The organism is Sciscionella marina DSM 45152, from assembly GCF_000379465.1.
GTDB classification, from domain to species: domain Bacteria; phylum Actinomycetota; class Actinomycetes; order Mycobacteriales; family Pseudonocardiaceae; genus Sciscionella; species Sciscionella marina.
Genome location: NZ_KB905389.1, coordinates 18,902 through 43,649 on the forward strand (window position 1 = coordinate 18,902; position 24,748 = coordinate 43,649).

A 24,748-nucleotide genomic window follows, 5' to 3' on the forward strand; every position below is an offset into this window, starting at 1 on the left:
ATGAGAGGACGTCTGCCATGCCGTACGTGATCGGCATCGATACCGGCGGCACCTTCACCGATGCCTTCGCCGCCGACCAGCACAACCGCCTCGCGACGGCGAAGACACCGTCTACGCCGCCGAACTTCGCCGACGGTTTTCTCGACGCGATCGACGGACTTGCCGGTGACCTCGGCACCGATCCGAACGAGCTGCTGGCCAACACCGAGTACATCGTGCACGGCACCACTTCCACGCTCAATTCCCTGGTGACCGGCGACGTGGCGCGTGTCGGTTTTCTGACCACCCGCGGGCACGCGGACTCGATCGCCATCATGAACATGGAGGGCCGCTACGCTGGTCTCGGCAGCGACGAGATCCAGCACATGGCCAGGACCTCCAAGCCGCCCGCATTGGTGCCATGCGGGCGAATCGCCGAGATCGACGAACGGATCGACCACAAGGGGGCCGTAATCGTCCCCCTCGACGAGGACGGTGTACGCGAGTCGGTACGCGCACTGCTCGCCGACGATGTCGAGGCCATCGCCGTATCGCTGCTGTGGTCATTCCACAGCCCCGCGCACGAGCAGCGCGTACGTGAGTTGATCCATGAAGAGGCGCCCGGCTTGTACGTGGCACTGTCCAGCGAAGTGTCTCCGCGCATTCGAGAATATTCGCGCAGTGTCACCACGCTGATGAACACTCAGGTCGGGCCACGCCTCGGGGCATACCTGGAACCGTTGCAGGCAAGGTTGCGCGAACGGGGCTTCACCGGCGGACTGATGGTGATGCAGGGATCCGGCGGTTGTGTCAGCGCCGCGGATGCGCCCGGGCGCGCCATCACCACCATCGGATCGGTGCTCACCGGCGGGGTGGTCGGCTGTACCAGGATGGCCGAGGCACTGGAGACCGGCAAGGTCATCTCCACCGACATGGGCGGAACGACGTTCCTCGTGGGATTGGTCGTCGACGGGAAACCGGTGGCAACCACCAGTACCGTGCTCAATCAGTACGCGATCAGCACTCCGACGGTGGACGTGCACACCATCGGCGCCGGTGGCGGCGCGATCGCTTGGCTCGACACTGCCGGCAACCTGAAGGTCGGACCGCGCAGTGCGGGTGCCAGCCCAGGCCCCGCCTGTTACGGCGATGGGGGCTGGGAGCCGACGGTGACCGACGCCGACCTCGTACTGGGGATCATCAACCCCGACAACTTCTTCGGTGGCCGCAAAAAGCTGCGAACCCAGCTGGCCCGTGAGGCGATCGACAAAGTGATCGCCACTCCCCTGAGCATGTCGGTCGATGACGCCGCTGCGGCGATCTACGCGATTCAGAACGCCCAGACGGCCGATTTGGTGCGCAAGGTCGTGGTCAACTCGGGTCAGGACCCTCGGGAGTTCACCCTCTACGCCTACGGTGGCGCGGGCCCGATGCACTGCGCCAACTACGCCGCCGACCTCGGCGTCAACGAGGTTGTGGTGCCGCTTGGCGCGACCGCGGCCGTATTCTCGGCTTACGGCCTGGCCGCCTCCGACATCATCCTGACCGCGGAACGGTCACAACCCGCGCCGATGCCCGTCGATCCGGCGGCGGTCAATGCTGTGTACGCCGAGCTGGAAGCCGAACTCGACGCACGATTGACCAAACAGGGCCTCCGGTTTTCCACGGTCACTTATCAGCGTGAGGCCGACATTCGATACACGATGCAGATGGCCGAGGTGTCCACACCCGTGCCCGGCGGCAAACTCGCCGCGGAGCACATCGGCCACATCGGCCGCGACTTCGAGGACCGCTACGAAGCCGTGTACGGCAAGGGAACCGGATTTCCCGATGCGGGACTTCAGCTGATCACTTACCGGGTCCGCGCGGTCGGCACATTGCCGATCACGCCGACCTTGCCCGATCACGCCCGTAGTACCGGGGATCCCATTCCCAGCAGTGAGCGCGAGGTCTTCCTCGATGTCCGTGTCGGCAGACAGCGGGCACAGATCTACGACTATCGTGCGCTGAAGGCGGGCCACCGTGTCATGGGCCCCGCCGTCGTCGAGGCGCCCACGACCACTGTGGCCCTGCCTCCGGGAACAGCGGGAACGGTCGACCGGCTCGGCAACCTCGTCATCCGCTACCGCACCGAAACTGAGGAGCACTGATGCCCGTCATCCCCGTCGCCGGTTCCGAGCGCTTCGCCGAGTCCGGCCAGCCACTCCAGACCTCCGGCCCGTTCGGTGACGTCATCCTGCACCGTGTCAGCGAGGACATCACGGCCGGGCTGGACGCGCTGACCTACGAAGTGATCAGGCACCGACTCGTGGCCGTCACCGACGACATGGGTGACGCGGTCAAACGTATGTCCGGTTCGGTCGTAGTCACCGACTGCAACGATTTCGGCACCGGCATCATGGACGAGGCGGGCGAAACCGTGCAGGTCGGCCTCTACAACATGCAACTGGGCTCGGCCCTCGATATGGCCGCGCGCTGGACACTCACCAATCGCAGCGCCAATCCCGGCATCCGCGAGGGCGACCAGTTCTTGCTCAACGATCCGTGGGTCGGTGGTGGACTGCACCAGAACGACGTCACCGTCCTTGCGCCACTGTTCCATGACGGCCAGCTGTTCTGCTGGACAGCCGCGGTCGCCCACCAGGTCGACCTCGGGGGCGTCTCCCCCGGAAGCTGGTCGGTCGACGGCCGCGACGTGTTCTGGGAGTCCCTGCCGATCCCCCCTGTCAAGATCGTCGAAGAAGGCCAGCTGCGTGCGGACACCGAGGACATGTACCTGCGCCGCTCGCGCGTTCCGAGACTTGTCGGTCTCGACCTGCGCGCCAAGATCGGAGCCAACAACGTCGCGCATGACCGGCTGACGGCGTTGATCGACACTTACGGACCGGACACGGTCAAAGCCGTGATGAAGAAGATGATGAACGACGCCGAGGCACGGCTGAAAGCGAAGTTGCGGGAACTTCCCGATGGCACCTGGTCATCGGTGGCACACCAGGACGGCGGCCGTTCCGGTGACCGCGAGATCCACAAGATCGTCGTCGCGATGACCAAGGACGGCGAGCGGCTTACCTTCGATTTCACCGGTACCGACCTCCAGGTCGAGGGAATCATCAACTGCACGTACGCGGGACTGCGCGGCGGCATTCTGCCGGTCATGCTCACGATGCTCTGTCCGGAGATGTCCTGGTCGCCGGGTGGGGTCTTCCGGTGTATGGACATCATCAGCGAACCCGGCACGATCAACAACTGCACCTTTCCCGCGGGAATCGGCAAGGCCTCGGTGAACTCCGCGTGGGCAACACAGAACGCCGTGTCGGAAACGGTCGCCGAAATGCTGATCACCCATCCCGAGTTCGGCCGCTCCGCCATGAGTGTGTGCTGTGGAACCTGGGACCTCACACTGCTTTCGGGCGTAGATCAGCGTGGCAGCGGGTTCGCCACCATGATATGCGACCCCACCGCGGGAGGCTTGGGTGCCAGAGTCGACAACGACGGCGTCGATACCGGTGGCGCCCATTGCATCCCCATGGGCCGGACCGCCGATGTCGAGATCAACGAATTCAACTTTCCCATGTTGTACTTGTGGCGGCGGGAGGAAGTCGACTCGGGTGGGCCCGGCCGGTGGCGCGGCGGTGTCGGCGCATCGAGTTGTTTCATACCGCACGATTCCCCGGTCGGCGAGGTACACCTCGTTGTCTCGGCCAACGGAAAAGCCGTCCCGCAGGCGGCCGGTCTGTCCGGTGCCTATCCCGCCGCGACACAATGGGACGTCCTCGTCCGTGACGCCGGGGTCCGCGAACAGTTCGCCGCAGGCAAGATCCCGCGGTCGTTGGAACAACTCGGGGGCCGAACCCAGGTAGTGCCCCCACATCTGGAGACCGATCTGACCCCTGGCGACGTGTACTTCACCCATTGGCAAGGTGGTGGGGGCATCGGTGATCCGTTACATCGCGAACCGGAGAGAGTCGCCAAAGACGTGGGCGAAGGTAAAGTTTCCGCGCATGCCGCACACGCGGTATACGGTGTCGTACTCGCCGACGAGGGCCGTGCCGATCCGGAGGCGACCGAGACCCTCCGCCGTCAGCTGAGTCGCCGCCGTGTCGGGCTCGAGCCCGAGCAGTCCCCGATCGATAGCGGAGCGCGCCGATGATCATCGACTTCAACTTGTGCACCGACGAAAATGGGGCCGTGGTCTGCCGCCACTGCGAGACGACCATCGGCGATTCGCGCAGCTCTCCTATGAACAAGGCCCTGCGTCATGCGCGGCCCTCGGTCGATGCCGGGCCCGGCATACACGCCGATCCCGCGCTCTTCGTGGACCGCGGGATCATGCTGCGCCAAGTATCCTGCCCAGGCTGTTTCACCTTGCTGCGCACCGAGATCGTCCCCGCCGAAGAACCCTCGTACCGGGAATGGAGCCTGCGATGAGCGTCCGCGCACTCGAAGAGAAGACGATTGTGGTCACCGGCGCGGCCCAGGGCATCGGCGCCGCCTACGCCCGCCGCCTCGTCGATGAGGGCTGCAACGTCGTGCTGACCGACCGCAACCGGGAAAAACTGGAAGCCTGCGCGGCCACCCTCGATGGGCCCGGAAAGGCGTACGCGCACCCGCTCGATGTCACCGACCGTGCGTCCTGCGAACAGCTCGCCGCGACACTGACCGAGGCATATGGCCACATCGACGGACTGATCAACAATGCGGCGGTGTTCTCTACCATCACCATGAAACCGTTCTGGGAGATCACCGACAAAGAATGGGATGAAGTACAAGCAGTCAACCTGCGCGGACCGTGGCTGACGGTTTCGGCACTGCTGCCGCTGCTGACCAAGGCCGGCACCGCCAGCATCGTCAATATTGGTTCCGACGCGGTCCTGCTCGGCCGGCCCGGCTACTTGCATTACATAGCCAGCAAAGGCGGCGTGCACGGCATGACCTATTCCATGGCCCGTGAGCTCGGCCAGTTCGGGATACGGGTGAATACTCTTTCTCCCGGACCGGTCTACACCGAAGTACCGCGCGAAACCGTCACAGCCGAACAACGCGAGACCATGCTCTCGGCACAGGCACTTCCCCGGACTGCCTGCCCTGACGACATGCTGGGCACGGCCGCATTCCTGCTCAGCGATGACGCTGCCTACCTGACCGGGCAGACCATCAGCGTCAACGCAGGCCTCGTCCACCGCTGAACCTCTCGAAGGAACGCGCTATGACCAACTCGTCCGAGACCGAAGAAATCCGGCAGCTTGTCTCACTCTCGTCACGCATTCTCGGAAGCTCCGACCAGGGTGATCTCATTTGGGGGCACGCATCGACCCGTGATCCTGACGGGCGCGGAGTATGGATGAAAGCCAGTGGCTGGGGGCTCGAAGAGGTCACGCCCGACCAGGTGCAACTGGTCGACCCCGTTGGCGATGTGCTCGAGGGAGCCGGCCCCCGGCACAGCGAATACCCCATCCACACCGAAATCATCGCCGCCCGCCCCGACGTCGGTGGTGTCGTCCATACCCACTCCCCGTACGCCGTAGCACTGGCGGCTGCCGGGCAACCACTGCGGCCGGTCAGCCACGCCGCCAACTACTTCGTCCCACCGGAGATTCCGCGCTTCACCGATACCGCCGACCTGATCCTCACCCCTGAACTGGGCGGGAGTCTCGCGGCTACCCTCGGCGCCGCGTCCGCAGTGTTCCTGGTCAACCACGGTATCGTCACCGTGGGCCCGACCCTGCAAGTGGCCACGGTCGCCGCGATCATCCTGGAACGGGCCGCTCAGCAGCAATGGATCACACAAGGATTCGACTCGTGGCCGTCTTGGTCCGAACCCGCCGAGTCCGAATCCAAACGTCGGCACATCTTTCATGCTGATGCCGTCTATCAGGTCTGGGATTACCTCGTGCGCCGACTGGAGCAATAACCAGCACACCCGTAGACCAAAGGGAGAGCACCCGCGATGACCACGACGCCGACATTCCCGGCATGCCCTTTCGATCACCACGCTCCGCTGTCCAGCGAGGAGATCTTCGCCGACTACGCCGGTCTGCGCGCCCGCGGAGTCACCTATTCCGCGGAGCACGGGGGATTCTGGGTACTCAGCCGCTACGCCGATGTTCGCGCAGCCCTTCGGGATCCGGCCACGTTCTCCTCCGCGGGCGGCATCCGTATCCCCGCCATCGGTACGGGACGATCGATCCCGATCGAGTTCGACCCGCCGCTGCACACCGACTATCGCAAACTCTTCACCGCACGGATCACCTCGCGGTCGGTACGTGCCATGACTCCATTCCTGACCGATCTGATCAACGGTCTTGTGGACGGCTACCACGAAAACGGCGGCGGCGACTTCGTACGTCAGGTCGCCTTGCCCATGCCGTTGGCGGTTCTTGAGGAGGTGGTGGGCTTTCAGCCGGACACCATCTCCCAACTTCGGGAGCTGACCGAGGACTCGTGGCATCAGATCACCGAGCGCTCCCTCGACGAAGCCCGGAGTCAATTGTGTGCGGTGATCCGCGCGGAAATCGCCCGCCACCGAAGCCACCTGCCCGACGACTACCTCACCGAGCTGCTCGCCGCCCGGGTCGATGGCCGTCCGGTCACCGACGACGAGCTCGAACGTGTCCTGCTGACCTTCGCGATCGCCGGGCATGAGACGACCACCAATGCCGCGGGGTGGCTGGCACATCTCTTGGCGCGGAACCAGTCGCTGCAGACGACGGTCCGCCACGATCCTGACCGTGTTCCGGTACTGGTCGAAGAGGCGCTCCGCGTCGGCAGTCCGGCACAACTGTTCGCCCGCGAGACGACACGTGACGTGGAAATCGGTGGTCAGACGATTCCGGCAGGATCCAGGGTATTACTCGCGCTCGCCTCGGCCAACCGCGACGAAACGCAATTCCCCGATGCGACCACCATCGACCTCGACCGCGGTCTGCGTGGACATCTGGCTTTCGGATTCGGCATCCACCAGTGTCCAGGTGCGGTCCTCGCACGCACCGAGCTCAAGCTTCTCCTGACCCGACTCGCGGAACTACCGGCACTCGTTCCTGCGGGAACACCGGATTTCGGGGCATTGGTCGGCGGTATTCACCACGGCCCGCGTTCTCTACCCCTTGTGTTCGACGAAGGAGCATTCCAGTGAAGGTCACCATCGACACCCAACTGTGCAGCGGTCACGGAAACTGCCTTTTCGCCGCGCCCGAAGTATTCGATCTGGACCCGGCGACCGATATCGCTTACCTGCGCAAAACGGAGTTCAGCGAAGCGGACGAATCCGCTGTCCGCGAAGCCGTCGCCGACTGCCCGGCCAACGCCATCCAGGCCGATGACTCTTAGCGGTTCGACACCACCAGCCCGGGTACACACCGGAACTCTCGTCGTGGGAGGTTCCGTGGCCGGAGTGCGCTGCGCCCACGCGCTGCGCACCGCAGGATACCGGGATCGAGTCATCGTAGCCGACGCGGAGGTGGGGCTGCCTTACGACAAACCACCTTTGTCCAAACAGTTTCTTCATCCCGACACCCCGGTACGGTCGTTGACCACCTCAGCGGCCCTCGCGGACGCGGCGGTGGAACATCGGCCCGGCGCGCGGGCACTGGCACTCGACGCCGAGCAGCGTACGGTCACCTTCGAGGACAGCGTCGTCGAATTCGACAAACTCGTGATCGCCAGCGGTAGCACCGCACGTACACTCCCCGCCCTAGCCGATCCCTGCCTTCCCGCCGGGAACATCCGGACCGCCGCCTCGGCCGCCGCCATCCGCGACTCGATCGGCCCCAATCGGGTCCTTGTCGTCGTCGGCGGCGGTTTCCTGGGCCTTGAAGCCGCATCCACGGCTCGTTCACGCGGCACGGTAGTCCACCTCATCGAAGCCGAACCACGTCTGCTCGCCCGTGGCGTACCCGCCGAGGCCGCGGCGGTCTTGGCGCGCATCCACCACGGTAACGGAGTGACGCTTCACCTCGGTACCGCAGTAACAACCGCCGCGGGCACAGCCGATGGCCGTGCCCGCCTCTCCCTTTCGGATGGGACCTCGATCGACTGCGACTACATCCTGGTGGCGGTCGGCGCAGTACCGCACACTGCGTGGCTCGAGAGCTCGTCACTCACCTTGACACGCGACGGGCACGTGTACTGCGGCGCCGGCCTGGAGACATCCGTTCCCGGAATATTCGCCGTCGGTGATTGCGCGGAATGGCAGAACCCGCGCTACGGCAGCCGAATGCACCTCGAGCATTGGACAAGCGCGGGCGAACAGGCCGCATTCGTAGGCCGCCGTATCGCCGGCGAAGCACGCGCCGAGTGCGCCATACTCCCCTATGTCTGGTCCGATCAATACCAGCACACCATCCAGATCGCCGGAGTGCCGGGCACCGCGAACACGACCGTTCCAAACAGCGGCACCGCGACAGCGGTCGTACACCATCACGGGAACGACGTCCTCGGCATCACGACTATCGACTCCCCAGCCACCATGCTCGCGATCCGCCGGCGACTACTGCGCGACTCGATCACACTCGAATCAGCGCTCGCGACCTGTGCATCAATCGGCTGAACGAAGCTGTCGAAGGGATCCCTGACTCCGAGGCCGCCCGCCGATGCGCGGATCGCACGGATGCTGCCGCACCCGGACCGTACCGCCGATGGTTCCGCGAGAACGGCGGCCAGGTCACGGGTAACCGTGAATCCGGTGTGATGCTGGACCAGGTCTCCGCCGGCTTCGGCCTCCAGACCAGGACGCCGTCGATGAGTGCGTCCGGGATCGCAGTCGGCCCCTGATCGCGGCGTGCAAGCGGTTTCGGCGCCGCCCAGCGTCGGCGAGACCGGCCTGCCCCTCCGGCAAGCGCCGCCTTCGGGTCGACACCGCGTATCGTGCTCCGATGACCTGGCGGTGCCCGCAGCCGAACCACCGGTCGGGTCATCGATTCAGTGCCTGATCACGTGTGCTGCGCAGGGATACACGGTCAGCACGTGCGCCTCCGGCGCCGGGGTTCTCAGGCCGAATTCGACGCAGGGGGGTCGTCCACCGCGCAGGAGATGAGCAGGTTCGCGGTGTGCGCGATGTGTTCGCGGATCAGGCGTCCGGCGAGCTCCGGCTCCTTCGCCAGAGCGGCGTCACGCAATGCCGCGTGTTCCGCCGGGAGATTGCGATCCGGCTCTTGTCCGAACGACACCGACCACTGCCGGTAGAGCTCCGCCTCTTCGCGCAAGGCGCACGCCACGTCGAGCAGATGCTGGTTCGGGCACGCGTCGATGAGGGCGAGGTGAAACGCCGCATGTGCCGCCGACCACTGGTCACCCGGATGATCGATGTCCCCATCGGCGAAGAACGGTGCCCGCTCAAGCACGTGATGAGCGGCAAGTAGCCGGGACTCCCACTCCACGCCACCCGACTCGACCGACATCCGAAGCACCAGAGATTCGATCTCGACTCGCGCGTCGGTGAGATCGACGAGCTCACGATGCGACAACGGGGTCACCGTGTAGCCGTGATGATCCTGGTTCTTCACCAGCCCCTCACCGAGGAGTCGGATCAACGCCTCCCGTGCCGCACCCACGCTCGTCTCGTATCGCTGGCTGAGCACGGGGAACTTAAGCCGCTCGCCTGGCACCAGCCGCCCTCCCAGGATGTCGGCACGGATTGCGGCGTAAACGAAATTCGTCCGCGTGGATCCGTCACCATTCTTCACCATGGCAAGCATGGTAGCCCGATTTAAAAAGTGGCACAACTTTCGAAAGTTACTTGACAGATCAAATCTTGACTGGGTAGACCTATGACTCACATCGCAGCGACTTGCCGCCAGGGGCGGCGGCTGGGAACGGAGGTATCACCATGGCGGCATCGGAGGCGAATGAAGGGGCGGCAAGCTGGCGCGCTCCCCTGAATCGCCTGGAATTCGCGACGATCCGGGTGCACGATCTGGATATTGCGCTGGAGTGGTACACCCGGGCGCTCGACCTTCAGGTTGTCGACAAGAACCAGGATCTCGCGCTGCTCACCTGCGGCGGGGACCATCATGTCGACCTCGCGCTCCGGCTCGATACGCAGGGCACCGGACGCGGTCTTGAGTCGTATTCCTTCGGCATAGACGGGACACAGTCCCTGGAGAATCTCGCAGCCACCTTGCGGGCGCGCGGCACCGAAGTGAAGCGAGTGTCGGTGGATCTTCCCGCCATCGACGACGCGATCCGGGTGGAGACTCCCACCGGAGTCGCGTTCCAGATCGTCGCCAGTGACGAGCGCCCGACGGGAGTGCGCAACACGGCCCGGGATCAGGGGGTCGCGCCGATCGACACCGACCACATGAACCTGCTCGCTCCGGACGTGAAAGGTTATGCGGACTGGCTCGGTACAACGTTCGGCTTCGCGACCTCCGACGCGGTCGAGGGGCCCGACGGATGGGGCGCTGCCTGGACACACATCACTGCGCAGCACCACGACGTCGCGATCATGGCGACCGACGATCCGTCGACGAGGTTGCACCACGTTGCCTTCCTCGCTGAGGATCTCAACCACATGGGGGAGATTGCCGACCGGATCTGCTCTCGCGGTGTCGACCGATGCGAGTGGGGTATCGGCAAACACGGCGGTCTCGGCGCCAACAACTTCCTGTACGTCAAGGATCCGTCGAACAATAGGGTCGAGATCAACTCCAACATGGACGAGAACCCGTTCGAACGTCCAGTCGAGATCTATTCCGCCGACAGGTTCGAGAAGTTCATCTCTGTCTGGAACTTCCAGCCTCCGCCACCCGGATTCGAATTGGGGAGTTGATCGCATGCGTATCGCACGATTCACCGTGGGCGATGGGCCGACCAAGGTCGGTTCGGTCGCCGCGGACACTGTCACGGAATTGCTTCCACGGCCCGGTTCCTCCCCAGACGACCTGCTCATCGATCTGCTAGAGCGGGCGGCGAAAGGCCGGCTGCCGAAGGCCGACGAGGTAGCCCGGGCAGGTGGGGACTTCGATCTGGGGGACGTCGAGTTGCAGTCACCGATTCGCCGCCCCGGCAAGTTGCTCGCGGTCGGCCTGAACTACGCCGACCACACCAAGGAATCGGGGATGCGGCGGCCCGAGGTACCGGTCGTGTTCACCAAGCAGGGAACGTGCGTTACCGGTCCGTTCTCCCCGATCGTACGGCCGCGGGCCTCCTCGCAGATCGATTACGAGGGTGAACTCGGGGTCGTTATCGGTCGCCGGTGCAGGCACGTGCCGGCCCGGCGCGCCCGTGAGGTCGTCGGCGGCTATCTCGTCGTGAACGATGTCAGCGTCCGCGACTGGCAACTCGCGACTCCTACCATGACGCTGGGCAAGAGCTGGGACACCCACGGCCCGCTCGGCCCCTGGATCACCACCACCGACGACGTTCCCGACCCACACGACCTTCGGGTACGGACTTGGGTCTGCGGGGAACTCCGCCAGGACGGCTCGACCCGGGACCTGCTGACCGACGTCGATGCGATCATCGCCCACATCAGCACTGCGTGCACCCTCGAACCCGGTGACATCATCGCCACCGGGACACCGGCAGGGGTCGGCCACGCGATGTCCCCGCCCCGCTATCTGCGCGCCGGGGACACCGTCCGGATCGAGATCGAGGGTCTGGGCAGCATCAGTAACACCGTCGTCGACGAGCTCGACGACGCCGCATACATCGAGGGCGACGTGCTGGCCGGCCGGTCGGCCTGAGCCCCTGGGTCCCCTCCCTCAATGACGAAGGAGCAAAAGCGATGGCAACTCTGCAGGAACGGCCCTCCGATGACGGTTTGGCCGCGCACCGCACCGCCGAATCGATAACGGTCGATGTGCCGAGTTCAGACAAGCCCGACGAGTCGAAGATCTACGACCTCGTCATCGTCGGTTACGGGCCCGCAGGTGTTACGGCGGCGAACTTCGCCGCGCAGCTCGGCCTGGAGACTCTCATTGTCGAGCGGGAAACCGATATCTTCCCACGACAGCGCGCGATCGCCTGTGACGACGAGGTTCTCCGGATATTCCAGAGCATCGGTCTCGTCGACAAGATCCGGGCGACGATGCACGAGGGCCTGACCATGACCTTCGTGACAGCGAAGGGCAAGGAGATCCTCCGGCTCGCCCCGGAGATCTCCGACAACGGTTACTACCAACAGAACTTCTTCCACCAGCCCTGGCTGGAGCAGGAATTGCGTGCGGGGGTGGCTAGGCGGGCGGAGACGATCACCATGCTCAGCGGATGGGAGGCATTCGACGTCACCAACCACACCGAGAACGCGACCGTCGAGATCCGAAAACCCGGTACCAGCGAGTCATTCGCGGTGCGCGGCCGCTACGTCCTAGGCTGCGACGGCGGTTCCAGTCCGATCCGCAAAGCCCTTGGCTTCGCCATGGGCGGCACCTCATACCCGGACAAGTGGTTCGACGTGCAGGGCGAACTACTCCGCCGGGTGCCGGGAACACCGCACTTCAAGTTCATCTGCGACCCGGTCCGTCCCGGAGTCGACTGCCCGTGCCCCGGTGGGATGCACCGCTACGAGTGGCGGTGCGCGCAGTCCGAGGACATCGGCCACATGCAGAAACACGACGTACTGTGGCCCATGCTCAAAGAATTTTCCGCCAAGGCCAGCGACGAGCCCGACGCCGGGATCGACGAGTCCCACGTCCGGATCGAGCGCACCTGGGACTACACGTTCCATGTGCGCAATGCCGCCGAATGGAGAATCGGACGGGTGATGCTACTGGGCGACGCCGCCCACATCATGCCGCCATTCGCCGGGCAAGGAATGTCGGCCGGGATCCGGGATTCCGCCAACATCGTGTGGAAGATCAAGATGGTACTCGACGGTGTGGTTCGCCCCGAATTCCTCGACACCTACCAGGCTGAGCGGCAGAAACACGTCGCCGAGATGACGAAGTACTCCCAACTGCTCGGTTCGATCGTCCTGGTGGAGAACAAAGCGCTCGCCACGATCCGCAACTGGGCGCTACGGCTGATGCGCCGGATTCCCGGAATCAAGGCCTACACGATGTCGATGAAGGCCAAGCCGGCTCCAGCCATCAGCGCCGGGTTCGTCTCCTCGGCTCGTGGCCGCAACACTCCGACCGGGACTCCTTTCCCGAACATCGATGTCGGCACGCCGACCGGGCGGATGCTCTCCGATGACGCGCTCGGATTCGGCTTCCGCGTCCTCGGCCTCGACTGCGACCCGCGCGAGCACCTGCCAGCCGAGGCCATCGAAGCGTGGGAGCGCCTGGGAGCGGAGTTCATGCGGATCCGGACCGGAACCCTCATTGTCGGGCCCGGCGAGATCGGTGATCCGGTCGGGCGCCTCTACGAATGGTTCAAGAAATACGGCAACGCGAAGGTGGCGATCGTGCGGCCCGACCACATGGTGTACGGCGTCGACTCCGACAATGTGTCCCTGATCCCACCGTTCGTCGGCTCGGACGCTCGTCGCCGGTCCGACGCCGCCGCGCACCGCCGCTGAGGAAGGAACGCCATTGCCACGCACACCACAACACATCGCCTACGACCAGCTTCCCCGCGAATCGCGGCTTGACGGCACCTGGCAGCGTGCCGCGGTACGCGGGGACCACAGCCTGGTCACCTACAATTGGATGGACCCGGCGATGCCCCCACAACCGCCGCACAGCCACGATTTCGACCAAGTAAGCATGATCGTCAGCGGCGCCATGGAGTTCACCGTCGCGGACCGGAAATACCTGGTCGAGGCCGGGCAGGTCCTGGTCATCCCGGCCAGCGCCCCCCATACCGGAGTGGCCGTCGGTGACGAGGTCGCGCTCAACATCGATGTCTACGCGCCGCCCAGGGCCGACTATCTCTATCTCACCGACCACCAGGGCGGCGACTTCCCGGACAGCATACCGCTCAGTGCCGCCGACACGGCCACCGTTGCGGGATTGGTGAACGAGTGGGCCCACCGGATCGATCACGGAGATGCCGGTGGTGTAGCAGAGCTCCTCAGCGACGACGCGGTCGTCACCGGACTCGGCCCCGACCGGCACGGACCAGCCGGGATCCAGGAATGGGCCGACGCCCGCCCCACCGGCAGACAGACCCACCACCAGGTGACGAACCTGCGCTACGGCGCCCGCCCCGACGGCACGATCACCGGGACCGCGTATCTGACCCTGTACGTCACCTCCGAGACGGGGGAACCGGCCACCGCGTTCGTCGGAGAATATCGCGACACGATCCGACGGACGCCCGACGGCCTCCAGTTCACCCGCAGAGACATCGTCCCGCTCGGCTGACCGGCCGTCACCATGCCGGGCCGATTCCACAGGGAGCGGCGGACATCCCCTCCAGGACCGGTCCACAGGTTTCAAACGTTGCTCAGGATATCGGCGGCCGTGCTCTCCGGAAGCAGGCACCAGGCCGAGCCAATCCGTCCTGCACGACATCCCGGAAAGGGGAAAATCGCACGACTCCTCGGAAAACGCTGGTCGCGACATCGGAATACCGCTGCCTCGACATGGCCGGACTTCGCGCAGCCGAGAGCCCTGCGCAAACTCGGAGCGCCCGCAAACATCGGCACCAGCTCGACAACCACCCGATGTGTGCCCATTTCCCTTCATTACGCCTTCATCGGTCATCTCGAGCAAGGACCGAATGTACCCGGATCAGCAGGAAGAAATCCGAACGCGGAATCGCAACCCGAGGAAATAAGAGTTCGTTGCACGATGGCTTCGGTCGTGAGCGGGGATCAGATCGGATGTGTCCTTGCGGGGCACCCGCACCCGGGATCAGCAAGGCGGAGGGTTAAGCCATAGCGGCAGCTATGGTGGTCGACGACAACGCAGCGAGGCACCGATCCGGCCCCGCGCAGCAGGTGGCGTCATCGTGCAATGAGCTCTAAGCCCGAGTACATCCCTCGACGACCGCGGCCCCTCCAGTCACCAGAGGGGACAACGGAACACGTCAAGGCAATCCGCCGAAAATACTCGATGGTCCGGAACAACGGGCCCGCTTGGCACAGTATCGCCAAAGGGCACCGAGACTCCACGTGGACAATGGCGCTATGCGGGGGTGAACACGCCGCGGTACCGCATGTGGCCGGAGACGAGCCGATCGTAGGCTTCGGTGGCCTGGTCGAGGGAGAATCGCTCGACGACGGGTTTCACCTTGTTCTTCGCGGCGAGCTCGAGCACCTCGCCGAGGTACTGCTGGCCGCCGTGAGTGGAACCGATGACCCGTTGCCGCATCATGTGGAACGGCACCCCTTCGGAAGAGATGCTGAACGGCCGGGTGAAATCCAGCCCACTGAGGACCACACGGCCGTCGACACGCAGGCCGGTCATGGCTTCCTGAGTGGCCTCGAAGTTGTTGGTGGTCAGCATCAGCACATCCGCCCCACCGAGTTCGCGCAGTTCCACTCCGCTGCCGACCACGTGATCGGCACCCAGGTCACGCGCAGCGTCCTGCTTGTCGGGCGAATGCGTGATCGCGACGGTCTCGAAACCGCATGCCTTGGACAACTGCAGCGCCACGTGCCCCAGACCTCCGATGCCGAGTACCGCGATCCGCTCGTGTGGCTGCGGTGCCGCGTCCCGGAAGCCGCTCCAGGTGGTGTATCCGGCGCACATCATCGGCGCGGCATCCACATAGTCCAGGACCTCGGGCAGCAGCACCGTGCCTTCCGCGGCAATCGCGATGTACTCCGCGTGCCCACCTTGCGCGGCGAACCCGGTCGTGCGCGCCGCGGCACAGTTCATCGCGGTCTGCCCGGTCAGCGGGCGGTTCTCCCGACAGTAGCCACAACGCCCACAGGCCGCCTGCACCCAGGTCGTGCCGACCCGGTCGCCGACCTCGCGGGTGCGCACACCGGCGCCCACCTCGACGACCTCACCGACCACCTCGTGTCCAGGTGTCTGCGGGTAGATGTCTCCGCCGTAGCCCTGGGTCGCCCACACATCCGTATAACACATCCCGGACGCGTGCACTCTGACCAGCACCTGCCCCGGTTCCACCACCGGTGTCGGCACCTCGCGGACCTGCCACGGCTGACCGGCCCCGGCCATCACGACTGCCTGCATCACGTACTCCCTGCTATTCATTCAGGTAACTAACTGGCTAGATACCAGCATAGGCAAAGCATGGCGAGATATCAATAACTAGATAGTTACCTACCTTGCGGGGTGCGCGCTGTGAACAGATTTGCTCCCTGTCACCATCCGGATAGTTACGTCGGCTATTAGAATGGTCGCCATGCCGCCGGACGCCACCGCCACCAAGCGCCGCATACTCGAGGCCGCTTACCATGAGTTCGCCCGGTACGGGCTGGCGGGTGCCCGCGTCGATCGGATGGCCGACGCCGCGCAGGCCAACAAGCGCCTCATCTACGTTCACTTCGGCAACAAGGCCGAGCTCTTCGACCTTATCGTCGCCCGGAGCCTCGCCGATCTGGCCGAGGCAGTTCCGTTCACCGCCGAGGATTTGCCCGGATATGCGGGCGAGGTGTTCGACTACCTGATCACGTACCCGGAAGTTGTGCGACTGACCGGATGGGCCCAGCTGGAACGGCCTGAGCCCACCGAGGACGAAATCGCCGCCTACCGTCCGAAAGTAGCGGCGATCCAGGCAGCCCGGCCTGCCCTCGGTTCCCTCGAGAGCGCCGACCCCACCGACATCCTCGCGCTCGTTCTCGGTCTGACCACCGCCTGGGCGAACGCCTCCCCCGCGTTACGCGCCCTCGCCCCAGAAAAACCATGGTCACCCAAACGGCTGCGCACCCACCGTACCGTGATCATCGCCGCCGTAGAAGCTTTTGTCGCGCGACAATGATTCCTCAACCGCGCCAACAGCATCTGACATGGCTCAACCACAAGGAAACCGGCACGCCGCGCCATGCTGCATAATCTCCGAGCCGGAACAGGCTTCGGCCGGGGAACGAATACACGACGCGAGCACATCGGCCGGTCCGGGCAGCAATCCGGCGGACACCGGGGACAACCCCAGAACCTGTTCGATCGCCAGGGAGCCACCGGCGATGAGGGTGCCACGAGCACACCGGAGACAGGATCGAGCAAACTCGATGAGGTCCCACAGTGCCGGCCGGGAGCTAGCGGAGCCCAGCAAACCGCGCCGCGAAGACTAGCGCTGCCCCATCCCGATCACATAGCTGAAGCCGGTTGATCACGTTCCCCGTCCGCCACGTGCCCAGTCCGCGAATCGAGAAGGTCGTTTTCATACAGCACCATGAAAGGCCACGGTCATTCCGCCGAGGAGCCGCGATCGCGCGGTGACCGGATCGATGATGATCCGACCGGCGGCGAACGTACCGCGGTGAACTGGGTGCCGAAAGCGCACATCGTGTACTGCTCGGCTGCCGGGTTGGCCGAGGTCTCTCCCCCGGCTTTCGGCGCCGTCGGGAGGAGCGGCGCCGAACTTCTTCCGCACTGCCCGCGCTCACCACACCGGTCCTGATCAGAACCACACAGGCCGCGGATCATCCCCAGGAAGGTGCGCCCTTTCATCTCACCGCCGAGGGGCATCCACGAGTCGTCATCATTCCTCTCAGCGGCTGCCGCCAGTGTCCTGACAAGCTCTGGTGAGGACTGGCAGGCATGGCGGTCCTCCGGCCTCGGTGACGAGTCTTCACTGATCGCCACGGTGATGACGGTGCACGGGCAGACCTCAGGTGGTGGTGGACTGTCCCGGGTAGTCCACCGTAGGGGCGCGGCGCGGGTCGAGCTCACCTTTGCTGATCGCCTTCTCCTGGTAGGCGGTTTCCTGCTCGATCGCGCGGTGGTTGCCCTGTACGCGTGCTTCGAGCATGCGGGCCGCGGTCGGCTGCAGGACGCAGTCGCCGGGAATTCCGTGGCTGTGACCGTGGTGTGCGTCCGCGCGCGTCGAGTGCCGGGTACTGGGCGGTCGGCTCGTTGCGAGCAGGGAACCACCGAAGCGACGCCGGGCCGGTCCACCACAGGCGGCGCATGCTCTGGCGGACGAGATCGGTCGTCGTGCCCAGGTCTCTTCCAGGGTTCCACAGGCGCGACAGGCGTACTCGATGAGGATCATGGTGGCGCCTCACACGTAGTATTCCGGTGCGTGTTTGAAAGTCGGCCACTGGTCAGGGTCGTGTCCGACCCAGATGGTCGATTGCCGTGCCGCTGCCAGTTGCTTCAGTTTCCGGATCGACCACACGGCTTTTTCGGTATTGGCATCCGGGGAAGCCGGGAGATCGTTCTCGATCGCCGCGATGCTGTGCGCGGTGTCGCCGGTGAGAATGAAGGATTGTTCGGCGAGCTGCACGAATAGGCTGGCGTTTCCGGGTGTGTGGCCGGGACAGGCGAGCATCTGAATGCTGCCGTCGCCGAAAAGGTCGAAGTCGCCGTCCACTTCGTTCCAGCCGATCTTGCGGATGGGGTCGAAATCGGCCGGCCGGAAGAATGCGGCCGCCGCCGGGTAGGGCCAGTAACCGTAACCGAGCTCTCCACGCTGGATGAAGAATTTGGCGTGTGGGAACAAAGAGAGGCCGCCGGTGTGGTCGACGTGGGTGTGCGAGAGAATCACGTGGGTGACGTCTTCGGGCTGGAAACCGATGGCGGCCAGCTGGCTGTCGACGCGTTGTTCGGAGGTCATCTCGATGCCTGCTTCTTCGACGAGTTCCCCGTAAACCGCATGGGGGTCGTCGACCGCTTCCGGTACCAGTCCGGTGTCGAAGAGCACGAGTCCACGTTCGTGCTCGATGAGGAAGGTCGGGAGCGGGACAGTCAGTTTCCCTGTACCACCCACGATCAGCAGGCTGTTCTCCAGTGTCATCCGGGCTCCATCAAGTGCCCATAAACGCTTGGCGTGCGTTGTTCCGTGCATACCGAATTCTCCTAGGTGTTGGATCTCTGGTGTTCTCTGTCGCCGTCAGGCGACGGTGCTGCCGCCGTCGAGCACCAGCGGTGTGCCGTTCATGTGCCGGGATTCCGGGGCGGTGAGATAGTCGACCGCGGCGGCTACGTCGTCGACCGTGCCGTAGGGCGCCGCGGCAGCACGCTTCACTTCGCCGGATCCTCCCGTTCGGCCGGTGGGCGTTTCGCTGTCGTTCGGGCACGACAGCGCCTGATTACCCGCGTTGATGGCGCGGATCATCCGTGTCTCGATCGGCCCGGGCAGTACGGCGTTGACCCGGACCCCGGTTCCCACCACTTCGAGCGCGGCGACCTTGGTGAGGCCGAGCACGGCATGCTTGCTGGCGATGTAGCCGGCCAGGTTGGCGCGGCCGCGAATCGCCGAGGTCGAGGCGTTGTTGACGATCACCCCGGACCCGGCCGCGAGCATGGCCGGCAGAGCCGCGCGCATCCCGAGGAACACACCGTGCACGTTGGTGCGCATGACGTTCTCGAACACGTCCTCGGGGTAGGACAACAGTGGCTGCACCGCCCCTTCGATGCCGACATTGTTGACCAGCGCCCCGAGTCCGTACCGGGCGGCCACATGCTCGACCAGCTGCTCCATTTGCCCATGATCGGTGACGTCGATCTGCCGGGGCTCGGCCGTCCGGCCGGCATCGGCGAGCGAATCGGCCACGCTCGTGGCCGCCTCTCGATCACGGTCGCACACGATGACCGTCCAGCCGGACCTGGCAAGACGCCCGCAGATCGCCCGCCCTATATCGCCGCCGCCCCCGGTCACGATCGCCGCCCGCCCTCCCGGGCCGTCTCGGGTCGGTGGCGGTGTCACGGCAGCCTCCGTTCGATGAGCCGACGGTCCTCGACCTCGAAACCTCCGCCATAAACCGGGGTCTTCATGAAATGAGCACCGAGAACCTTGGGCTCGAGATCGGTCAACGGGTCGAACTCCGACGGGTACAGCCGCAGATCAACATGGCCGGGAATCGGGTCGGTGTACTCGATCGGCGTGTGCCGGTACACCACATCCGCGTATGCGACCCCGACTCCGTCCGGGTCCGGAAGACGCCGCACATGCAGCTCGCCACCTGGCTGCGGCTCCTCGTCGGTCAGCCGGACCACCGGCACATTCGCGTCCGGCTGGAAGGAAAAAGCCGCGAGTGGGATCGACCGTCGGGCGACCGATCCGGTGACCCGACCATCCTCCACCTCGAAGAATTCGAAGTCGCAATCCTTCTTGGTGTAACCGAACAGTTCGCGACCGCCCACGATGCCCATCGGGTCGCTGCAGTACATGTAGATGTGGGTCTGCGTGAACAGACCTTGATAGCGAACGGGGACCGTCACCATCAGGTCGAACATGCGCCCGCGATAGAGCGAGAGCGTGTGCTCGGGCGAGAGCATGAAACGAAACGCCACCCGATCGTTGACCAGTGAAAACCCCGTATCGGCGAGCAGGGATTCCACCTTTTCGCGCTCGACCTGCGTGACCACTTCCAGCACGTTCATCCTGGTTTCCCACTCCAGCGGAAAAGCCGGGGAGTAGGGCGGGTTCACACCGCCACCGGGATGCATCTGGAAGCGGCCGAACATGGGCATAGCCATAGCCGCTCCTCTTCAGTGAGTTCGTCGTCTGGCATCCTGCATGCAGCATTCAGGCGTGTCAAGGGTCACGACGCTTGTCATCAGTGGAGCGGTGCTGCATGCTGCATGCAGAACTCAGGAGGTGTCGTGAAGCTGCTCAATCATGCTGGCCGCGCTGTGCTTCAGCTCGGTGACCACAGGCTGGATGTCGAGGTGGCCAGTGACGGTCGATTCGGTCCAGACCCCCAAGGGGTGTTCACCGACTGGTGCGCCTTCACAGCCTGGGCGTCCACTCACCGCGGTGGATGCCACCGGCCCGAAGCGCTCGTCACGCTCGACCCGGCGCTCCTGGGCGCACCGGTTCCGCGCCCGCCCCAGGTGTTCGCGGTCGGGCTGAATTACCGCAGTCATGCGGAGGAGACGAACCTCGCGCCCGCGACGGTCATGCCACTGACCTTCACCAAGTTCCCCAGCGCGATCACCGGTCCTTACACCGATCTGGAGCTGACCGGTGACACGGTGGACTGGGAGATCGAGCTCGTCGCCGTGATCGGACGAGCCGGGTTTCGGATCCCAGCCGAGCGTGCCTGGGAGCATGTCGCGGGATTGACGGTCGGGCAAGACTTCTCCGACCGCACCGTGCAGATGACCGGCTCGCCCCCACAGTTTTCGCTGGGCAAGTCGTTCCCCGGGTTCGCCCCGCTCGGGCCCGCACTGGTCACGACGCAGGAGCTGGCCGACCCTGACCGGCTTGCCCTGCGCTGCACCGTCAATGGGGAACCCGTTCAGACGGGAAGCACCGTCGAGATGATCCACCCGGTCGCCGACCTGGTGTCGATGTTATCGCGTATATGCGCACTCGGACCCGGTGACGTGATCTTCACCGGCACACCCGAGGGCGTGGGCATGGGCAGGAAACCCCCACGTTATCTGCGCCCCGGGGATCTCGTCGTCTCCGAGATCGAAGGCCTCGGGCGAATCGAGCAGCGCTGCGTCGAGCAAGGTGGCGCTCGGACAGGAGCCGACACATGAACACGGCAAACCACTTCGACAGCACCCGAGCTGGCACCAGAACACCGAGGCGACTCCCCCGGTGGTCCGAGTTCGCCGAGCTGATCCGGCCGCGCCCGCTTGTCTGGAACGGCACCGAACGCAGACTCCGTCACGCCGCCACCATTGCCGACCTCCGCGAACTGGCGCGGCGCCGCACCCCCAGGGCGGCCTTCGACTACACCGACGGCGGTGCGGGAAACGAACACTCCATGGCTTTGGCCCGGCGCGCCTTCGAACGCGTCGAGTTCATCCCGCGTGTGCTGCGCGACGTCAGCGCGACGAACACGGCCACCCCAGTGCTCGGCCGGTCGGCCTCGATGCCCGTCGTCTTCGCACCTGCGGGGTTCACCCGGGTCATGCACCATGCGGGCGAGCGCGCCGTGGCGCAAGCAGCGCAGGCGGCCGGGGTGCCCTACACACTGTCCACCATGGGTACCACCTCGATCGAGGAGCTGGCCGCCGCAGCGCCGGAAGGCCGGCACTGGTTCCAGCTCTACCTCTGGCGCGATCGGGAACGCAGCGCGGAACTGATCGAACGCGCCACGACCGCCGGGTACGAGGCACTCGTATTGACTGTGGACACTCCGGTCGCCGGCAACCGACTGCGCGATGTTCGCAATGGTATGACCATCCCGCCCACGCTGACCCTGCGCACGCTTGTGGATGGCTCGCTCAAACCGCGATGGTGGTTCAACCTCCTCACCACCGAGCCCCTGCGCTTCGCGTCGCTGCGCTCCTGGAGCGGCACCGTGGCCGAACTCGCCGATCACATGTTCGATCCCTCGGCGACGATCACGGATGTCGCCGCTCTGCGGAGAGAATGGCCTGGCAAGCTCATCGTGAAGGGGATACAGCATCCCGACGATGCCGTTGCGGTCGTCGATGCGGGTGCCGACGCCGTCGTCGTCAGCAACCACGGTGGACGCCAGCTCGATCGAGCCGTGACACCGCTTGAACAGCTGCCCTCGGTACGGGCGGCCATCGGCGAACGGGCCGAGGTCTACATCGACGGCGGAGTCCGAGAGGGTGCGGATGCGATCGCGGCTTTATGCCTAGGTGCCGACGCTGTCCTCGTCGGCCGACCGTATCTCTACGGTCTGATGGCCGGTGGAACGAGAGGGGTTGCGCGCGCTGCGGAAATCCTGCACGGCGAGGCAATCAAGACTATGCAGCTCCTCGGCTCCGCGGGCATCGGTGATCTCGGCCCGGAACTGGTGCGGTGGCGGCCCCTAGACGCGTGACCATCCGGGCCGGCCGGGCTCTGGGGCCCTCCGGTGTCCTCACCTTCTCAGTGTCGCCATTTGACGCGGATCCGCTCGATGAGGTGCTCGATATGCGCGGTCGCCAGCTGTCCTGCGGCCGCACCATCCCGAGATTCCAGAGCGGCCAAGATCTCGGCGTGCTCAGTTACGGCCTGGTGCTGCTGCGGACTCCATGCGGTCGAGTACGTCGCCAGGATCACCCGTGCCTGCACACGATCAAGATGTTCGACAAGGCAGCTGTTACCGCAGCGAAGTTGAACTTGCCGATGAAACTCCAGATCCGCTTGACGAGCGGTGTGCGTGTCATCCTGTTCGACGGCCATTCGGAACTGGTCATGAATCTGTGCCAGGGACGCGAGATCGGTGTCCTTCAGCTGCGGAGCGGCGAGCCGGGCAGCGAGCCCCTCTAGCGTGCCACGCACCGCAAGGGCCTCGAGCAGGTCGCCACAATCCGGAGCGAGGACCATCGCCCCACCCGGAGCCAGACGCATCAGACCGTCGGTCGCCAATCGTTCGATAGCTGCACGCACCGGACTACGGCTCATCCCCATCTCAGACGCCAACGAGACGACGCTCAACCGTGTGCCCGCGGCAAGGTCGCCACTGAGAATCCCGTTCCGCAGCTGACCGTACGCAAGCTCAGTCAACGACGGCGGCCGGTCGACCTTCTGCACACCCATACCTCACGCCTTCCGCTTAATGCATGCAGCATACAGGTCCGCCCGGCCGTGCGTCCGTGGCGCGCGATGATCGCTCAGCGGAAATGCTGTCGCAATGCCGACGAGAGACAGTTTCTGCGGTACGAGCATCGGTCATTCCGCACTGTCGTCCAGCAGATCAGTACCGACAACGCCACGGCACTCAGCGCTTAACCCAGCAAAACGCGCACGCGCAGGCCGCACTACACCAAACCCCTGGCTCTGGCTGGGACTGTCGGGGCCTTTGTGGGCGGTCTGGTGATTGCCTACTTGGTTACATCAGCCAGCGCCCGAGGGTCTGAGCCCAAGGCACTCGGACAGTTCCAATACCCGATTCCACCATTAGAAGCGATCCGTCGTGGCGTGCTCGACGCGGTGCAGGTCGCCGACCGGTGGCATCTCTGGCATAACCTCGCCGAGGCCGTCATCAAAGAGGTCGCCGCACACAGCAGCTGCTGGGACAAGACCGGACCACCGCCGCGAGAGGGCATCCAAGCCCAGACCACACGACAGCGCTGGCGACAGGTTCATGATCTGCTCGATGCCGGTGTCGGCCTGCTGGAATGCGCCCACCGACTGAATCCCGCACCCAACACGGTCAAACGCCACACCCGGATCAGCGCACCCGAGCGGCCGACCCGGGCACCGAAATACCGCCCCACATTGGCCGACCCCTACCGGGAGCATCTACGACACCACCGTGAACTCGACCCCACCGTTCCGGTACAGACGCTGTTCGCCAAGATCACACAGCTCGACTACCCCGGCAACCAAAACCTGCTCTACCGCTCCATCACCCAAGGCCGCATCGCATCCGACCGACCGGCCATCTCCCCACGGCACCTAGACCGCTACCTACTCACAGGCCCAGACCGACCCAAAGACCACCAACACGAACGGCTCGACGCCGCAGTCACCGCCTGCCCCGAGACGACAGCGCTGCCCGGTCTCGCCGGCGACTTCGCTACCCCTTTGACCCCCACAACCGGCAACGAATTGCGCCTCACCGGCTGGATCGACCAAGCCCGGAGCGAGGATCTCCCCCATCCGCACGCGATCACTCACGGGCTCGAGCTCGACCGCGACGCCGTCAATACCACCCCCACCTACCCATTCCACAACAGACGAACCGAAAGTGTGAACACCAAAACGAAAACGACCAAGCGGCAGACACACGGACACGCAACTTCCCCACTCCTACACCACCGCATCCACCTCGACTGAACCACACGACGTCACCACCGGACTCGGGCCAGAGCCAACCAGCTGACACCCCTGGCCGGGATCGGCGAAGACGGCACCGGAAGGGCCTTTCGTCGAGCACTCGGCCGGTTACCGT

24 protein-coding genes are annotated in these 24,748 nt (G+C 65.0%); 16 read left to right on the forward strand and 8 right to left on the reverse strand.

The genetic code is table 11. From position 1 onward, the window contains the following. The first annotated feature begins 17 nt into the window (after positions 1-17). Genes A37U_RS0115140 through A37U_RS43865 form a run of 8 tightly spaced genes read left to right on the forward strand, consistent with a single transcriptional unit; the run spans position 18 to position 8,524 of the window. Positions 18-2,129, forward strand: a complete 2,112-nt coding sequence (locus A37U_RS0115140) for a hydantoinase/oxoprolinase family protein (RefSeq protein WP_020497490.1) — start codon at positions 18-20, stop codon at positions 2,127-2,129. Then, positions 2,129-4,129, forward strand: coding sequence for a hydantoinase B/oxoprolinase family protein (locus A37U_RS43855; protein ID WP_205622943.1), 2,001 nt, complete (start codon positions 2,129-2,131; stop codon positions 4,127-4,129). The genes A37U_RS0115140 and A37U_RS43855 overlap by 1 nt, the downstream gene beginning before the upstream one ends. Next, positions 4,126-4,407, forward strand: a complete 282-nt coding sequence (locus tag A37U_RS52930; protein WP_205622944.1) for a hypothetical protein — start codon at positions 4,126-4,128, stop codon at positions 4,405-4,407. Before A37U_RS43855 ends, A37U_RS52930 begins: the two co-directional genes overlap by 4 nt. Continuing rightward, positions 4,404-5,165 (forward strand): SDR family NAD(P)-dependent oxidoreductase, encoded by a 762-nt coding sequence (locus tag A37U_RS0115150; RefSeq protein WP_020497491.1) that lies wholly within the window; start codon positions 4,404-4,406, stop codon positions 5,163-5,165. Before A37U_RS52930 ends, A37U_RS0115150 begins: the two co-directional genes overlap by 4 nt. 20 nt (positions 5,166-5,185) lie before the next feature. Beyond that, a complete protein-coding gene (locus tag A37U_RS0115155) occupies positions 5,186-5,890 on the forward strand; it encodes a class II aldolase/adducin family protein (protein WP_020497492.1) in 705 nt (234 codons plus the stop codon). Positions 5,891-5,926: 36 nt separating this feature from the next. Next, positions 5,927-7,111, forward strand: coding sequence for a cytochrome P450 (locus tag A37U_RS43860; RefSeq protein ID WP_020497493.1), 1,185 nt, complete (start codon positions 5,927-5,929; stop codon positions 7,109-7,111). Beyond that, positions 7,108-7,305 carry a ferredoxin gene (locus A37U_RS0115165; protein ID WP_020497494.1) on the forward strand — a complete coding sequence of 66 codons (198 nt, stop codon included), beginning with the start codon at positions 7,108-7,110 and terminating at the stop codon, positions 7,303-7,305. Before A37U_RS43860 ends, A37U_RS0115165 begins: the two co-directional genes overlap by 4 nt. Further along, positions 7,295-8,524: an NAD(P)/FAD-dependent oxidoreductase gene (locus A37U_RS43865; protein WP_063712794.1), complete on the forward strand. Its 1,230-nt coding sequence runs from the start codon at positions 7,295-7,297 to the stop codon at positions 8,522-8,524. The genes A37U_RS0115165 and A37U_RS43865 overlap by 11 nt, the downstream gene beginning before the upstream one ends. 439 nt (positions 8,525-8,963) lie before the next feature. Here A37U_RS43865 and A37U_RS0115180 read toward each other — a convergent pair whose 3' ends face one another. Next, positions 8,964-9,662: a GntR family transcriptional regulator gene (locus tag A37U_RS0115180; protein WP_040587820.1), complete on the reverse strand. Its 699-nt coding sequence runs from the start codon at positions 9,660-9,662 to the stop codon at positions 8,964-8,966. A 140-nt stretch (positions 9,663-9,802) separates the two neighbouring features. Here A37U_RS0115180 and A37U_RS0115185 point away from each other — a divergent pair, with 140 nt between their 5' ends. The 4 genes from A37U_RS0115185 to A37U_RS48365 are packed head-to-tail and all read left to right on the forward strand — an operon-like array spanning position 9,803 to position 14,222. After that, entirely contained in the window at positions 9,803-10,744 is a 942-nt protein-coding gene (locus A37U_RS0115185; protein ID WP_020497497.1) for a VOC family protein, read from the forward strand. 4 nt (positions 10,745-10,748) lie between these two features. After that, positions 10,749-11,660, forward strand: a complete 912-nt coding sequence (locus A37U_RS0115190) for a fumarylacetoacetate hydrolase family protein (RefSeq protein WP_020497498.1) — start codon at positions 10,749-10,751, stop codon at positions 11,658-11,660. A gap of 41 nt (positions 11,661-11,701) precedes the next feature. Then, on the forward strand, positions 11,702-13,435 hold the full coding sequence (locus A37U_RS43870; protein ID WP_020497499.1) for a bifunctional 3-(3-hydroxy-phenyl)propionate/3-hydroxycinnamic acid hydroxylase: 1,734 nt from the start codon (positions 11,702-11,704) through the stop codon (positions 13,433-13,435). A gap of 13 nt (positions 13,436-13,448) precedes the next feature. After that, positions 13,449-14,222, forward strand: coding sequence for a nuclear transport factor 2 family protein (locus tag A37U_RS48365; RefSeq protein WP_020497500.1), 774 nt, complete (start codon positions 13,449-13,451; stop codon positions 14,220-14,222). A 765-nt stretch (positions 14,223-14,987) separates the two neighbouring features. On the opposite strand, the gene A37U_RS0115205 is transcribed toward A37U_RS48365, so the two are convergent. Continuing rightward, a complete protein-coding gene (locus tag A37U_RS0115205; protein ID WP_020497501.1) occupies positions 14,988-16,004 on the reverse strand; it encodes an alcohol dehydrogenase catalytic domain-containing protein in 1,017 nt (338 codons plus the stop codon). A 172-nt stretch (positions 16,005-16,176) separates the two neighbouring features. Here A37U_RS0115205 and A37U_RS0115210 point away from each other — a divergent pair, with 172 nt between their 5' ends. After that, positions 16,177-16,752 carry a TetR family transcriptional regulator gene (locus tag A37U_RS0115210; protein ID WP_026197244.1) on the forward strand — a complete coding sequence of 192 codons (576 nt, stop codon included), beginning with the start codon at positions 16,177-16,179 and terminating at the stop codon, positions 16,750-16,752. 428 nt (positions 16,753-17,180) lie between these two features. Here the strand turns inward: A37U_RS0115210 and A37U_RS51520 are convergent, their stop codons facing one another. From A37U_RS51520 to A37U_RS0115235, 5 genes are all read right to left on the reverse strand, one after another. Beyond that, entirely contained in the window at positions 17,181-17,579 is a 399-nt protein-coding gene (locus A37U_RS51520; RefSeq protein WP_157182841.1) for a hypothetical protein, read from the reverse strand. Positions 17,580-17,604: 25 nt separating this feature from the next. Continuing rightward, the gene (locus A37U_RS51525; protein ID WP_020497504.1) at positions 17,605-17,745 is read right to left on the reverse strand and encodes a hypothetical protein; all 141 of its coding nucleotides are present in this window, start codon (positions 17,743-17,745) and stop codon (positions 17,605-17,607) included. 252 nt (positions 17,746-17,997) lie between these two features. After that, positions 17,998-18,732: an N-acyl homoserine lactonase family protein gene (locus A37U_RS0115225; protein WP_020497505.1), complete on the reverse strand. Its 735-nt coding sequence runs from the start codon at positions 18,730-18,732 to the stop codon at positions 17,998-18,000. 96 nt (positions 18,733-18,828) lie between these two features. Continuing rightward, the gene (locus A37U_RS0115230; protein ID WP_063712795.1) at positions 18,829-19,644 is read right to left on the reverse strand and encodes an SDR family NAD(P)-dependent oxidoreductase; all 816 of its coding nucleotides are present in this window, start codon (positions 19,642-19,644) and stop codon (positions 18,829-18,831) included. Continuing rightward, positions 19,641-20,417 carry an acetoacetate decarboxylase family protein gene (locus A37U_RS0115235; protein ID WP_338055014.1) on the reverse strand — a complete coding sequence of 259 codons (777 nt, stop codon included), beginning with the start codon at positions 20,415-20,417 and terminating at the stop codon, positions 19,641-19,643. Before A37U_RS0115235 ends, A37U_RS0115230 begins: the two co-directional genes overlap by 4 nt. On the opposite strand from A37U_RS0115235, the gene A37U_RS0115240 reads away from it, so the two are divergent. Together A37U_RS0115240 and A37U_RS0115245 are read left to right on the forward strand one after the other, a co-directional pair. Continuing rightward, positions 20,382-21,428 carry a fumarylacetoacetate hydrolase family protein gene (locus A37U_RS0115240; RefSeq protein ID WP_240437592.1) on the forward strand — a complete coding sequence of 349 codons (1,047 nt, stop codon included), beginning with the start codon at positions 20,382-20,384 and terminating at the stop codon, positions 21,426-21,428. The two genes, A37U_RS0115235 and A37U_RS0115240, sit on opposite strands and share 36 nt — an antisense overlap. Next, positions 21,425-22,690 (forward strand): alpha-hydroxy acid oxidase, encoded by a 1,266-nt coding sequence (locus tag A37U_RS0115245; RefSeq protein WP_020497509.1) that lies wholly within the window; start codon positions 21,425-21,427, stop codon positions 22,688-22,690. The genes A37U_RS0115240 and A37U_RS0115245 overlap by 4 nt, the downstream gene beginning before the upstream one ends. A 47-nt stretch (positions 22,691-22,737) precedes the next feature. Here A37U_RS0115245 and A37U_RS0115250 read toward each other — a convergent pair whose 3' ends face one another. Continuing rightward, the gene (locus A37U_RS0115250; protein WP_020497510.1) at positions 22,738-23,391 is read right to left on the reverse strand and encodes a GntR family transcriptional regulator; all 654 of its coding nucleotides are present in this window, start codon (positions 23,389-23,391) and stop codon (positions 22,738-22,740) included. Positions 23,392-23,772: 381 nt separating this feature from the next. On the opposite strand from A37U_RS0115250, the gene A37U_RS43880 reads away from it, so the two are divergent. Beyond that, positions 23,773-24,633 carry a transposase gene (locus A37U_RS43880; protein ID WP_020497511.1) on the forward strand — a complete coding sequence of 287 codons (861 nt, stop codon included), beginning with the start codon at positions 23,773-23,775 and terminating at the stop codon, positions 24,631-24,633. Positions 24,634-24,748 lie beyond the last annotated feature (115 nt).